The following is a 13,151-nucleotide window of genomic DNA, read 5'->3' on the forward strand; positions in this document are numbered from 1 at the left end:
GATGGATCTGCACAGCGTCGACGAAGTTCTGGTGCCGCGGACCCGCGCCGAGCTCCCCTGTGCCTCACCCGGTATCGGGTTCATCGGCGGCGGCACCTGGCTGTACTCGGAACCGCAGCCGCACCTGACCACTCTTGTCGATCTTGCGGGCTTCGACTGGAAAGCTGTCGCGGTCGGCGATCTCGGTCTCGAAATCGCGGCCACCTGCACCATCGAGGAACTGTGCCGCGCCGATCTTCCCACCTCATGGTCCGCCGCAGCGCTGTTCCAACACTGCGCCGACGCACTGCTCGCATCGTGGAAGGTGTTGCGATACGCGACCGTCGGCGGCAACATCGCGCTCTCCTTCCCGGCCGGAGCGATGACGACTCTGTGCACCGCTCTCGATGCCGAACTGACGATCTGGCGTCCGGACGGTACCGAATACTCAGTCCCCGTAGTCGATTTCGTCATCGACGATTCTCGCAACGTGCTCGGCCCCGGCGAGATCATCCGCAGTATCCGGATTCCGGTGCATGCACTGACCGCACGTACCGCGATGCGAAAGCTGGCACAGACGTCACTCGGGCGATCGGCCGTAGCCGTTGCCGGGCGCTGCGGTGCCGACGGTTTCACACTGGCGATCACCGCCGCGACCCGCCGTCCGTACGCTCTGAAATTCGACGAACTCCCCGACGCCGCTGCACTTGCGGATGCGTTGCACAGCAGGATTCCGGAAGACGCCTACTTCACCGATGTCCATGGAACTGCGCCGTGGCGGAAGGCGATGACTGACCTTCTCGCCGAAGAAATCCGAGGTGAACTGGAATGAAGTACTCGGTGGACGGAGTTCCCCGTGACGACCAGCCCCGCCCAGGACAGTGCCTGCGAACCTTCCTCCGCGAGCACGGAGCGAACTCCGTCAAGAAGGGGTGCGATGCCGGAGACTGCGGCGCCTGCTCGGTTCTGGTCGACGGACACCCCACCCATTCGTGCATATTTCCCGCCCACCGCCTCGGCGGCCGCGACGTCGTCACCGCCGCCGGCCTCGGAACACCGGAGAAACTTCACCCCATTCAACAGGCATTCGTGGACGCCGGTGGATTCCAATGTGGTTTCTGTACAGCGGGAATGGTAGTCACCGCATCAGCGCTGTCGGTCGAACAAAAATCCGATCTCGCGTGCTCGATGAAAGGTAACCTGTGCCGTTGCACCGGTTATCGGTCCATTCGTGACGCCCTCGCGGGTACATCCAATACCGAGACCGCCAAAATAGGCGGGGCACAAGGGCGTTCCATCGCAGCCCCGGCGTCCGCACGCATCGTCACGGGGACCGAGCAGTACACCATAGACTTCTCCCCGGGTGAGAAGCCGATCGGCCTGCTTCACGTCGCAGTACTCGGCAGTCCGCACGCACACGCACACATAACCCGGATAGACACGGCAGCAGCGGAAGCGGCGCCGGGCGTCGCCGCGGTCCTCACCTTTCAGGACAGTCCGGACGTGCTGTTCTCGACCGCCCGGCACGAGGACCGCAACGACGATCCGGACGATACGCGGGTGTTCGACAGGACCGTCCGTTTCCGCGGCCAGCGCGTCGCCGCGGTCATCGCCGAAACCCCGACGCAGGCGGAACGTGCACTCTCGCTGATCGAAGTCGACTACGAGGTACTCGACGCGGTATTCGAACCAGATCTGGCGCGTTCCCCCGGCGCTCCGCTCCTGCACGGCGACAAAGACGAGAGCTCGCGGATCGCAGAAGTCCCTCGCAACGTGGTTGCCGCGCTTCACGATGGTGTCGGCGATCTGGACCGTGCGCTCGCGGATGCCACCGCAGTCGTCGAAGGTACGTGGAAAACTGCGCGAGTCCAGCACGTGGCCTTGGAAACTCACGGCACAGCGGGGTGGCTCGACGAGGACGGCCGTCTCGTCATCAGAAGCAGCACACAGGTGCCGTTTCTGGTTCGGGACGAATTGGCGCACATCTTCGATCTCGATCGCAGCCGAATCCGGGTGTTCGCCAAGCGGGTAGGTGGAGGCTTCGGCGGGAAGCAGGAACTACTCACCGAAGATCTCGTCGCACTCGCCGTCCTGCGAACGGGTAAGCCCGTTGCTTACGAGTTCAGCCGCAGCGATCAGTTCACCATCGCACCGTCACGGCACCCGATGCGAGTTTCGGTTCGCGCCGGCGCCGATGCCGACGGAACTCTCACTGCACTGGCCATCGACGTCCTTTCCGACGCCGGGGCGTACGGGAACCATTCGATCGGAGTCATGTTCCACGGTTGCGCCGAATCCATGGCGGTCTATCGCGCTGCAACCAAACGCGTCGACGCCGAAGCGGTCTACACGAACAACGTTCCGTCCGGCGCCTTCCGTGGTTACGGGCTCGGCCAGATCATCTTCGCCGTCGAGTCGGCCATGGATCAGCTCGCTGATCGTCTCGGCATGGACCCCTTCGAGTTTCGGCGGCGAAACGTCGTCGTACCCGGAGACGATTTTGTCGACTGGCACGTCGAGGACGGTGATCTCGAATTCGGCAGCTACGGACTGGACCAGTGCATCGACCTCGTCGACAGTGCACTGTCGAGCGGACGCGGCGAGGCTGCACCGGCAGGGTCGCGTTGGCAGATCGGCCGGGGCATGGCAATTGCCATGATCGCGACGATCCCGCCGCGTGGTCACTTCTCCGACACCACCGTCGCACTCGAGGCCGACGGTCGGTACGTCGTGAACATCGGCACCGCTGAGTTCGGCAACGGAACCACCACGATTCACCAACAGATCGCGGCCACCGAATTGCGGACGACAGTCGATCGCATCACGATTGTTCAATCCGACACCGATGCAGGCGGATACGACACCGGAGCATTCGGGTCGACGGGAACGGTGGTCGCCGGCAAGGCGCTCCTGATCGCCTGCGAGCGCCTTCGCGAGCGGATACTGACCCGTGCGGTGCGATTGAGTGGCCGCGGCGCGCAGATCGACGATCTTTCGCCGGACGGGGTCGAAACGTCCCACGGTTGCCTCGATTTCGCGACGTTACTCGAAGGTGGCCCGCTCGCCGCTGACGGTCGCCACGACGGAACACCGCGCTCGGTCTCGTTCAACGTTCACGGTTTTCGCGTTGCCGTCGACACGGATACCGGACGGGTGAAGATCCTGCAGTCGGTTCAGGCCGCCGACGCCGGCACCGTCATGAACCCGGCACAACTGCGAGGGCAGGTGGAAGGCGGTGTCGGACAGGCCCTCGGCGCTGCGCTGTCGGAGGAAATCGTCATCGAAGAAGGCCGAGTGATCAATCCTCAGCTACGCAATTACCACGTTCCACAGATCGGAGATTTGCCGATCACCGAAGTACTGTTTGCCGACACGTACGACAAACTCGGGCCTTTCGGCGCAAAATCTATGAGTGAGGCCCCCTTCAATCCCGTAGCACCGGCGTTGGCAAACGCGATAGCCAACGCGTGTGGAGTGCGTATGTACTCCACACCGATGACCCCGGATCGAGTGTGGAGCGAACTCCAGGCCAGAGCCTAGACTTCGCGTTCGAGTACTCGCTCGACTGCGTCGACCGCGTCGTCCAACTCACCGGTGGTCACCGTCAGCGCGGGACGGAATCTGATTCCTCTCTTCCCGGTTGGCAGTACCATCACATGCTCGTCTTCTCGCAGTCGCTGGACGACGCGATCACGAAGGTCACTGTCCGCCAACGTAATCGCGCACATCAGACCACGACCGCGCGGCTCGGTCGCCGCCGCGTAGCGCCCGCAGACTTCGGTCAACCGGGCAAGGAGATGCGCACCCGTGAATCGCGCGCGGTCGATCAGTCGGTCCTGCTCGATGACTTCGAGTATCCGCCGGGCGCGCACCATGTCGGTGAGGTTGCCACCCCACGTCGAATTGATCCGGGAACTGACGTGAAACACATTGTCGCGCACTTCATCCACTCGACCGCCGGCCATGATGCCGCAGACCTGCGTTTTCTTACCGAAGGCAACCACATCCGGATGCAATCCCAATTGCTGATAGGCCCAAGCGGTTCCGGTGATTCCGCATCCCGTTTGCACCTCGTCGAGAATGAAGAGGGCGTCATTCTCACGACACAGCTCTTGCATCGCCTGCAGGAATTCCGGCCTGAGGTGATGGTCACCGCCTTCGCCTTGGATCGGCTCGGCGATGAAACAAGCTATATCGTCGGGGTTGTCGGAAAACGCTCGGCGCGCTTGCTCGAGAGCTCGCCTCTCCGCAGCTTCGACATCGCGACCGTCTGCGAGATACGGCGAGTCGATCCGGGGCCAGTCGAACTTGGGGAATCTCGCGACCTTGCCCGGTTCGGTATTGGTGAGCGACATCGTGTATCCGCTCCGACCGTGGAAGGCCTCGGTCAAATGCAGGACCTCCGCCCCCAGATCGCTTGACAATCCACGGCTTTCGTTCAACCGACTCTTCCAGTCGAAGGCAACCTTGAGCGCATTTTCCACCGCAAGTGCCCCGCCGTCCACGAAGAACAAGTGTGGGAGCTCCGAATCCCCCAGGACCCGAGCGAAAGCCGCAACGAAGCGCGCCATAGGCTCGGTGTAGATGTCGGAATTACTCGGCTTGTTGGAGGCGACAACGGCCAATTCCTGCTGGAATTCCTCGTCGTCGGCGATCGCCGGGTGATTCATCCCCAGGGCGGAAGAGCCGAAGAAACCGAACATGTCCAGAAACTCGGTGCCGTCTCGCAGGTCGCGGAGATACGAACCTTGCGACCTTTGCACATCGAGAATCAGATCGAATCCGTCGACGAGAATGCTGGCCTTCAGCACGTCGTAGACCGGAAAGAGCGCACTGTCACCGAAGTCTCGCATCGCAGTACTCATACTGCGAAGATTATGTCAATTTTACGAAAGTGTCGATAGGAGGCCGTAAAAGTTACGGAACACCCGTCATTCGTCGTAAAAAGTTTGTAGGATGATGGTGCTTCGCGTGTTGACGTTGGCTGCCGTACGGATCTCCTGCAGCAATCGTTCCAACGCGCGAGGTGACGCCACCCGGACCAGGAGGACGTAGCTTTCGCTCCCGGCCACGGAGTGACACGAGACGACGGCCGGTAGATGACGCAAGCGAGCAGGCGCATCGTCGGGCTGCGAAGGATCGAGAGGAGTGATGGCGACAAATGCGGACAGATTATGACCAAGTGCCTCCGGATCGATCTTCGCCGAGTAGCCACGGATCACCTTGCGAGACTCCAATCGACGCACTCTCGACTGGACTGCAGAGATCGAGAGTCCGGCCTTCTCAGCAAGACTCGCGAGAGTGGCACGGCCGTCCAAGACCAATTCACGCATCAAAAGTCGATCGGTTTCGTCGACCGGAACCCCGGCAGCGTCACTGGTTTCTGTTTCTCGCACCTGCGCAGGCTAACGCAATCGGACATTCGTATGGTTGAAACCTGGGAGCTACGTGCACGGTTCGCAGCGGCCCTCGCCAAGATGTATGGCGACGAGGTCCCCGCTTACAACACCTTGGTAGATGTAACGATGCAGGTGAACCGTGATTTTGCCGCCGAGCATCCGGATTCGGCGGAGCGCCTGGGCAGCCTGGCGAGAGTCAGCGCCGAGCGTCACGGCGCCATCAGACTGGGGACTCTCGACGAACTACGTGACGTAGCCACCGTCTTCGGCGGATTCGGTATGTTTCCGGTCGGCTACTACGACCTCCGGCTCACCGACTCCCCCATTCCCGTTGTCTCGACGGCCTTTCGCCCCACCGACCCTGCCCAACTCGCCCGGAACCCGTTCCGTGTTTTCACTTCGGTACTGACCGGCTCCGATTCCAGGTTCTTCGACACCGACCTCGAGCGTCGGATCACCGGGTTCCTGCGTCGCCGCACCCTGTTCTCTCCAGAACTTCTGCAGTGGGCACGGCAAGCGAACCGCGAGTTCGGCCTACCGGAGCCCGAGGCGACAAAATTCGTCGAAGCGGCGACCTCGGCGTTTCGGCTCGGCACCGATCCCATCGACGCCGGTTGGTATCGCGAACTTGCCGCGATCTCACCTGTCGCCGCAGACATCGCCGGCCAGGGCTCGACACATGTCAACCACCTCACCCCGCGAGTGCTCGACATCGACGAGTTGTACCGCCGAATGACCGAGCGCGGCATCATCATGATCGACCGCATCCAAGGCCCACCGAGATGGAATGGACCGCCACTGCTTCTGCGGCAGACGTCGTTTCGCGCACTGGCCGAAGACAGACGTTTTCGGCGGCCGGACGGATCGGTCACCACAGAACCTGTCCGCGTCAGATTCGGCGAGGTGGAGGCACGCGGAATCGCGTTGACCCCCAGCGGGCGTGCGATCTACGACCGACTGATCGCAAGGCCCGAGAATGCCGAATGGGGCAGCGAATTTCCGCACACCGAGGACGGACTCGACGACGCGGGGTTGGCGTACTTCACGTACCGAAACGAAGGAACTGTTGTCGTCCGCGACCCGATCGTCTATGAGGACTTCCTACCGGCGTCCGCGGCCGGGATCTTCGCGTCCAATCTCGATTCCGTGACCGGATTCGTTTCCGATGCGCCCGGCGCCGAATACGGGCAGGATCGATTGGAGGGCGCCATCGACCGCACCATCGAAGATCCGTTCGAGCTGTACCGCGCACAACAAGAGGCATCACGTGCCCTGCTTTCTCCCGCCAACAACCACTCCCGCCTACAAACACTTCCGCCTTCCAACACAGAGGACTCCCCGTGAACCTGCCTGATCCTTCGAGCCTCGCCGATCGCGCCGAGAGAGCCCTCGCTGCCTGCGGTGTCGAGTGGCCCGCCGGTGATCTGAGCGCGCACACGCCGATCACCGGCACAGAGCTGCGTACGGTCCGGCAGCACTCCGGCCGAGAGGTCGACGACGCCGTCGAGGCGGCTCATCGAGCGTTCCTCACCTGGCGCACCGTCCCCGCTCCGGCGCGCGGCGCGGTGGTGCGGCGGCTGGGCAGCCTACTGACCGAGCACAAGGAGGATCTCGCGGAGATCGTGACGCTGGAGGCAGGCAAGGTCACCTCGGAAGCTCTCGGCGAGGTACAGGAGATGATCGACATCTGTGAGTTCGCGGTCGGTCTCTCCAGGCAGCTCTACGGGCGCACCATGCCGTCCGAACGTCCCGGCCACCGGTTGTCGGAAACGTGGCACCCGCTCGGCGTTGTCGGGGTCATCTCTGCGTTCAACTTTCCGGTAGCGGTGTGGTCGTGGAATACCGCCATTGCTCTGGTCTGCGGCGACTCCGTCGTCTGGAAGCCTTCGGAAACCACTCCGTTGACCGCTCTGGCATGTCATGCGCTCCTGCGGCGTGCGCTCGCGGATTGTGAAGCACCGATCGACGTGCACCAGTTGGTCGTCGGCGGACGTGACGTCGGTGAGGCGCTGGTGGACAACCCACTCGTGGCCTTGGTCAGCGCCACGGGTTCCGTGCGGATGGGCCGCGCCGTGGCTCCGCGGGTCGCCGCGCGCTTCGGACGCAGTCTTCTGGAGTTGGGTGGGAACAACGCCGCGGTCGTCACGCCGTCGGCGGATCTCGAGCTTGCCGTGCGCGGAATTGTCTTCTCCGCCGCGGGAACTGCCGGGCAGCGCTGCACCTCACTGCGCCGACTCATCGTTCACGAGTCGATCGCCGACAAGGTCGTCGACCGCATTGCGTCCGCGTACGCGCAACTCCCGGTCGGTAGTCCCTTCGATTCCGGTGTTCTGGTCGGACCGCTGATCAACGAAGCCGCGTACGAGGCAATGCAGAAGTCCCTCTCGGCCGCGCGCGGCGACGGCGGAACCGTGGTGTGTGGCGGTGATCGCGTCGGCGAATCCGGGTTCTACGTGACACCTGCTCTCGTTCGTATGCCCGCACAGACCGAGGTGGTACGGGCGGAAACATTTGCACCCATCCTCTATGTCTTGACCTACACCGACTTCGACGACGCTATTGCGCTGCACAACGGTGTACCTCAAGGACTTTCATCCTCGATCTTCACACTCGATCAGCGAGAAGCAGAGCGCTTCCTCGCCGCCGACGGCTCCGATTGCGGCATCGCGAACGTGAACATCGGAACGTCCGGTGCGGAGATCGGCGGCGCATTCGGCGGCGAGAAGGAGACGGGCGGCGGACGCGAATCGGGTTCGGATTCATGGAAGGCCTACATGCGCCGAGCCACCAATACCGTCAACTACTCGGACCAGTTGCCGCTGGCTCAAGGCGTCGAGTTCGGCTGAACGCGTTCTGGGCAAAATCGGCGATCGCTTCGATCAACTCCGGGAGCCTCGACAACTGCGGGGCGTGGTCGGTGTCCAGGCTGACCACCTGGGCACCGGGAACAAGTTTCTGCATGGCACGCTGAGCTTCGATCGGCACGGTTCGATCGAGCGTGCATTCGACATACAAACGCGGGACGGTTCCGAATCGTTCTTCCGTCCAGACGGGTGCCATCAGGCGGGCCGACTCCAGTTGTGGAACGAGCATGCGCGCGGCGAAGATCGCATCAGCCACCGGCGCTTCGTGGAAGAACACAGCGGCACCGGCTTCGGGCGGAACCACCGTCGCATTCCCGTCGTCCACGGGGACCAACCAACGTGAGATCCCGACCGGACTTGCCAGACCGACTTCGATGCAGAGCATCCCGAAGTCCATCTGCGATGGAAGCATCATCCCCGCGACGTACACAAGACCCGCTACCCGCGACGGCAGTAACTCAGCCACCTGTGAGGCCACGATGCCTCCGCCGGAGTGACCGACGAGGGTGCACTGCCCGTCCAGGGACTCGACTACTGCCACAACATGTTCGGCAACTGCGTCGAGATCGATCACGTCGTCGGGGTTCCAACTTCCCGAGCCGGGAAGCTCCACCACAACGGGATTGAAGCCGGCCGATTTCAGTGGGCCACACACACGATCCCAGACCCAACCGCCGGCCCACGCTCCGTGGATGAGGACGATGTTCCGTGCACTCACTGCTTGATCTCGAACTCTGCAGCCGAAAGTACCCGAGCCGCCTCACGACCTGCGGCGGCGTTGGACTTTCCCTGCCTCGACCCGGCCAATTTGGCCTTGATGTGATCGCGGACGGTAATGGATTCGTACTCCAAGCCGGAGTCGTCCTGAAAACTCGGCAGAGTCGCAATCACCGCGTCGACGTTTCCGTCGTGGAAGAAGGCCGCCGATCGCCGACGCTTGATGGTGCCGTTCACCACCGGAGGCGCAACTCGGTGCAGCGTGGACATCCACCTGTCGTTGGTCAGTCGCGCGGTGAGATCCCCGAGATTGACCAGTAGCGCGCCGTCGACCGGCCAGACATCGTGCCAGCGTCGGTCGCTCCCGAGTACTTGCAAACCTTCGACCTGATCCGCCCACAGCACGGTGACCAGCCCGAAATCGGTATGTTCGCCCATACCCTTCAACTCACCGTCCAATGTCACCGTCCCTTCGGGTAATGCGTAGTTGTTCATCCGCAGTACGTCGATGGAATGGTCGGTGATCGACTCGAAGAATCCTGGGGTCAGACCGAGCGCATCTTCGAAAATAGTTGTCAGTGTGCGTGCCACCCGCTCGCCATGGGCGTAGTAATTCTCCACTCGTTCCGTGAAACCTGGCACTGCGGGCCACAGATTGATTCCGTAGTCCTCCTCCGACAGTTCGAGTTCGGTGAATGATCTGGCTTCGGTTCCGACGTTGAAGGCCTCGAAGAAGTCATTCATCCGAGTCGCGGATTCGACGCCGAGGCTCAAGCTCAGCGACTCGCTCTTGGGCGGGCTGTATCCACGATTCGCGCCCTCGATTCGGTAGCCCGTTTTCGTCTCCATCGGCAGCCCGAAGAAGTCGTCCATGGCTTCGGCGAGGCCGGAAGAAACATCGGTCGGAACGCCGTGGCCCCGAATCTGGATGAAACCGACAGTCCGACAGGCATGGTCGACTTCGGCGGCTACTCGCGCCTTGTCCTGGTCGGCACCACCGAGTACGTAGGGCGAGATGTCGATGACGGGAACTTCGAAGGGATCAGACTGGGACTGTGACACTGGCGTCTCCTGCAGAGCTGGTAGCGGGTTCAGGAAGGCTCTCTCGCGATCGCCTCGCGAGTTCACCGAGTCGGGTGTGATTGAACAGCAGATTGAGTGAAAAGGCAGAGGCCGCAGCCAAGGTGATGCCGCTACCGAGGAGGATCTGAGCCGAGGAGGGGAATCGCTCGAACATCCCCTCCGCAAATTCCGGCAGAATACCGATTCCGACGGACACAGCAGCGATCGTGGTGTTGATCGGGTCACTGAGATCGACCTTGCGCAGTGTGTTGATTCCGACCACGGCGACAGTGGAGAACAAGATGATTCCGACGCCGCCGACCACCGGATCAGGCAGGGCTGCAACTACTTCACCCATTCGCGGGATGAGGCCGAGGACGATCAGAATGGCACCGCTGGTAGCGGTCACGTACCGGCTGTACACCCGGGTCGTGGCAACGGCGCCGACATTCTGCGAGAAAACGGTGTCGACAAAGGCATTGAAGATTCCGCCCAGAACTCCCGACATGCCGTCGGCCACCAGCCCGCGTGCGAGATCTGCTTTTTTCAAAGGCTTTCCGGTGATCTCGCTGACCGCCAGCATGCTCGCCGTCGATTCTGCGAAGACGACTGCCATGACGATACTCATCGCCACCACGGCGGTGACGGGAAACTCCGGAGCGCCGAAGTGGAACGGCATCGGGAAGCCCACCCAGGCCGAGCCGCCGACGCCACTCAGATCGATCAGACCCATCGGGATGGCGATCACGGTACCGATCACCAGTGCCATCAGTACACCGAGTTGCGTCCACATCCCGCGACCGAGGCAGATGAACGCCACCGCGACCACAACGACTGCGGCAGCCAGCGCCAGATTCTTCGGATCGGCGAACGACGGGGAGGTCGGGTCGTTTCCGACGATCAGTCCTCCCGCGACACCGATCAACGAGATGCCGATGACTGTGAGGACGACGCCGGTGACCAGGGGTGGGAAGTATCGGACGATTTTGGCGAACGGGACGGCCAAGGCTATGCCGACCACGCCACCGACCAGCATGGACCCGTACACGGCCTGCAGGCCGTACTCCTTGGCGATCAGAATCATCGGCGTCAGCCCGGCGAACGTCGCACCGCAGACGATCGGCAGGCGGACACCGGCAACCTTGCCGACGCCCAGGCTCTGAATGATCGTGATGATGCCTGCAACGAGCAAGTCCGCACTGATCAGCATCGCGACCGTGCTGCGGTCCAGCCCGACTGCGGCACCGAAAACCAGCGGAACCGTGATGCAACCGGTGTACATGATGAGGACGTGCTGAAGAGCAAAAGCAGACTGGCGGGCAATGGGGAGCCGCTGGTCGACTGGATGGATGGCCATGCGCCGATCTCCGTCCGAAGCTGGAAGTGTTTCGTGTACGGGACTATTCAGCACGTCGATAATTTCTTACCGTGGTCGAATTTGTTTCGTCTGTGTAATCAAAACTTTCACCAGAGCACTGCTATCTTCGGCACATGGACGACGACCAGAGAGCGATAGCGACCGCAATCGGGGCAGCCGTGCGGACAGCGAGAAAAGAAGCCGGTTTGACGTTGCGTGAGGTTGCCGTGAAGTCAGGGTTGTCGCAGCCATTCCTGAGCCAAACCGAAAACGGGCACGCAGTACCCAGCGTCATGAACCTTCATCGCCTCGCGCAATCGCTCGGCACCACGGCGCACTCACTCTTGGCACAGGGCGAGCGAACTCCGTCCAGCCTCGTCCGCGCCGGCGAGGGGCGAACCTTCGAACTGGCACACGATTCGGTGATCCGATTCTGCTCGACCGGCTCACGGACCATGGAACCCAACGAGATCACGGCAGCACCTCACTCCGAGGCAGGTGAGCACACCGAGCATGCCGGCGAAGAATTCATTCATGTTCTCGAAGGATCTGTCGAGGTCGAGGTCGGGCTGGACGAGCATCACGTTCTTCATGTCGGCGATACCCTCCTCTACACCTCGACCATCCCGCATCGGTGGTTCAATCGCACCGCTGCAGTTGCGAGATTCCTCATCGTGAGTTCACCGCCGTCCTTCTAGATACGCCACCGCTGCAGTTCCACACCACAACCCCGGCTCGCGGCTTACCCTGACAGCGTGACCAAGTGGCCGGAACTTGCGCGTGAGATCGCCGATACCGTTCTGTTTCCCGTCGCCGACAGCGTCGACGCCGACGGAGAAATCCCCAGCAGCCATTTCGACGCGCTCGCCGCCGACGGCTTCTACGGCATCGCCGCCCTCGGTGACGGTGGCCCCAGCAGCGAAGAACTGGTCGAGGTCCTCGAAACCTTGTGCGGCGGTTGCCTCGCGACGACGTTCACCTGGATGCAGCATCACGGCGTCGTCGGGGCCCTGGCAGCGAGTACCAATACGTCTCTGCGCGAACAATACTGGGACGGTCTGGTTTCCGGCACGATTCGCGGTGGGGTTGCCTATGCCGGCGCCATCCCCCGCCCACCGCTCCTGTGGGCCAAGCGGGTGAACGACGGCTACGTCCTCGACGGGATCGCACCCTTCGTCACCGGTTGGGGCATCGTCGATGTTCTCTTGGTGTCGGCGCGCGACGAGTTCGACAATTCCATCGTTCATTCCGTCGTACCGGTGGGCGAGGCCCCGGGTCTGACGATCGAGGAGCTTCCACTGATCGCGGCGCGCGGGAGCAACACCGTCCGAATCGTGTTCGACGCTTTCGAAATTCCCGATACCGACGTCTGTGCTGTCGTCAGCGACGAACAGTTCCAGAGCACCCAACTCCCCGGCTTGTGGCTCAACGGCGCGATGGCCATGGGCATCACCCGCCGCGCCGTGACCGAACTCGCGGATCTGGGAGTCGACGCCGACGCGTTCGAAGAACAAGCCGCCCGGGCGCGCGCCGATCTCGATGCAGCACTGCGCGGCGGCGGCGACATGTCGGCCGCACGCGCCCGCGCATCGGAACTTGCGATACGAGCATCGGCCGCGCTCGTCACCGCGACCGGAAGCCGCGCCCTCGTCGGCAGCAACACCCCCGAGCGGCTCATGCGAGAAGCCACCTTCACTCTTGTCGCGGCTGGTCGACCGGAGATCAAGACAGTTCTCGTGGAACGACTCAGCGGATACTGAGTCTGCACGGTTG

General features: G+C 62.4%; 11 protein-coding genes. 6 read left to right on the forward strand and 5 right to left on the reverse strand.

Annotation, left to right across the window (positions count from 1 at the left end; all coding sequences use genetic code 11):
- Window position 1: 1 nt before the first annotated feature.
- Together QMA15_RS13060 and QMA15_RS13065 are read left to right on the forward strand one after the other, a co-directional pair.
- Window positions 2-811 carry an FAD binding domain-containing protein gene (locus tag QMA15_RS13060; protein ID WP_029537912.1) on the forward strand — a complete coding sequence of 270 codons (810 nt, stop codon included), beginning with the start codon at window positions 2-4 and terminating at the stop codon, window positions 809-811.
- On the forward strand, window positions 808-3,519 hold the full coding sequence (locus tag QMA15_RS13065; protein ID WP_279163750.1) for a molybdopterin cofactor-binding domain-containing protein: 2,712 nt from the start codon (window positions 808-810) through the stop codon (window positions 3,517-3,519). Before QMA15_RS13060 ends, QMA15_RS13065 begins: the two co-directional genes overlap by 4 nt.
- On the opposite strand, the gene lat is transcribed toward QMA15_RS13065, so the two are convergent.
- Both lat and QMA15_RS13075 read right to left on the reverse strand, forming a co-directional pair.
- A complete protein-coding gene (gene lat / locus QMA15_RS13070; protein ID WP_290284823.1) occupies window positions 3,516-4,844 on the reverse strand; it encodes an L-lysine 6-transaminase in 1,329 nt (442 codons plus the stop codon). The two genes, QMA15_RS13065 and lat, sit on opposite strands and share 4 nt — an antisense overlap.
- A 66-nt stretch (window positions 4,845-4,910) precedes the next feature.
- Entirely contained in the window at window positions 4,911-5,375 is a 465-nt protein-coding gene (locus QMA15_RS13075; protein WP_019747732.1) for an Lrp/AsnC family transcriptional regulator, read from the reverse strand.
- 30 nt (window positions 5,376-5,405) lie between these two features.
- On the opposite strand from QMA15_RS13075, the gene QMA15_RS13080 reads away from it, so the two are divergent.
- Together QMA15_RS13080 and QMA15_RS13085 are read left to right on the forward strand one after the other, a co-directional pair.
- Window positions 5,406-6,722, forward strand: a complete 1,317-nt coding sequence (locus tag QMA15_RS13080) for a VOC family protein (protein ID WP_279163748.1) — start codon at window positions 5,406-5,408, stop codon at window positions 6,720-6,722.
- The gene (locus QMA15_RS13085) at window positions 6,719-8,224 is read left to right on the forward strand and encodes an aldehyde dehydrogenase family protein (protein ID WP_279163747.1); all 1,506 of its coding nucleotides are present in this window, start codon (window positions 6,719-6,721) and stop codon (window positions 8,222-8,224) included. The genes QMA15_RS13080 and QMA15_RS13085 overlap by 4 nt, the downstream gene beginning before the upstream one ends.
- On the opposite strand, the gene QMA15_RS13090 is transcribed toward QMA15_RS13085, so the two are convergent.
- Genes QMA15_RS13090 through QMA15_RS13100 form a run of 3 tightly spaced genes read right to left on the reverse strand, consistent with a single transcriptional unit; the run spans window position 8,175 to window position 11,378 of the window.
- Window positions 8,175-8,960, reverse strand: coding sequence for an alpha/beta fold hydrolase (locus tag QMA15_RS13090; protein ID WP_019747729.1), 786 nt, complete (start codon window positions 8,958-8,960; stop codon window positions 8,175-8,177). The two genes, QMA15_RS13085 and QMA15_RS13090, sit on opposite strands and share 50 nt — an antisense overlap.
- A complete protein-coding gene (locus QMA15_RS13095) occupies window positions 8,957-10,021 on the reverse strand; it encodes a 2-oxoglutarate and iron-dependent oxygenase domain-containing protein (protein ID WP_279163746.1) in 1,065 nt (354 codons plus the stop codon). The genes QMA15_RS13090 and QMA15_RS13095 overlap by 4 nt, the downstream gene beginning before the upstream one ends.
- On the reverse strand, window positions 10,002-11,378 hold the full coding sequence (locus QMA15_RS13100; RefSeq protein WP_084325059.1) for a nucleobase:cation symporter-2 family protein: 1,377 nt from the start codon (window positions 11,376-11,378) through the stop codon (window positions 10,002-10,004). The genes QMA15_RS13095 and QMA15_RS13100 overlap by 20 nt, the downstream gene beginning before the upstream one ends.
- 134 nt (window positions 11,379-11,512) lie before the next feature.
- On the opposite strand from QMA15_RS13100, the gene QMA15_RS13105 reads away from it, so the two are divergent.
- Both QMA15_RS13105 and QMA15_RS13110 read left to right on the forward strand, forming a co-directional pair.
- On the forward strand, window positions 11,513-12,076 hold the full coding sequence (locus QMA15_RS13105; RefSeq protein WP_003940980.1) for a cupin domain-containing protein: 564 nt from the start codon (window positions 11,513-11,515) through the stop codon (window positions 12,074-12,076).
- A gap of 57 nt (window positions 12,077-12,133) precedes the next feature.
- On the forward strand, window positions 12,134-13,138 hold the full coding sequence (locus QMA15_RS13110; RefSeq protein WP_279163744.1) for an acyl-CoA dehydrogenase family protein: 1,005 nt from the start codon (window positions 12,134-12,136) through the stop codon (window positions 13,136-13,138).
- Window positions 13,139-13,151 lie beyond the last annotated feature (13 nt).

Source organism: Rhodococcus sp. APC 3903 (assembly GCF_030407755.1).
GTDB lineage: Bacteria > Actinomycetota > Actinomycetes > Mycobacteriales > Mycobacteriaceae > Rhodococcus_F > Rhodococcus_F erythropolis.

What these genes read in the sequence shown, in the direction of transcription:
- QMA15_RS13060 (WP_029537912.1), top strand. Translation starts at nt 2, where the DNA reads ATGGATCTGCACAGCGTCGACGAAGTTCTGGTGCCGCGGACCCGCGCC.
- QMA15_RS13065 (WP_279163750.1), top strand. Translation starts at nt 808, where the DNA reads ATGAAGTACTCGGTGGACGGAGTTCCCCGTGACGACCAGCCCCGCCCA.
- lat (WP_290284823.1), bottom strand. Translation starts at nt 4,844, where the DNA reads ATGAGTACTGCGATGCGAGACTTCGGTGACAGTGCGCTCTTTCCGGTC.
- QMA15_RS13080 (WP_279163748.1), top strand. Translation starts at nt 5,406, where the DNA reads ATGGTTGAAACCTGGGAGCTACGTGCACGGTTCGCAGCGGCCCTCGCC.
- QMA15_RS13100 (WP_084325059.1), bottom strand. Translation starts at nt 11,378, where the DNA reads ATGGCCATCCATCCAGTCGACCAGCGGCTCCCCATTGCCCGCCAGTCT.
- QMA15_RS13105 (WP_003940980.1), top strand. Translation starts at nt 11,513, where the DNA reads ATGGACGACGACCAGAGAGCGATAGCGACCGCAATCGGGGCAGCCGTG.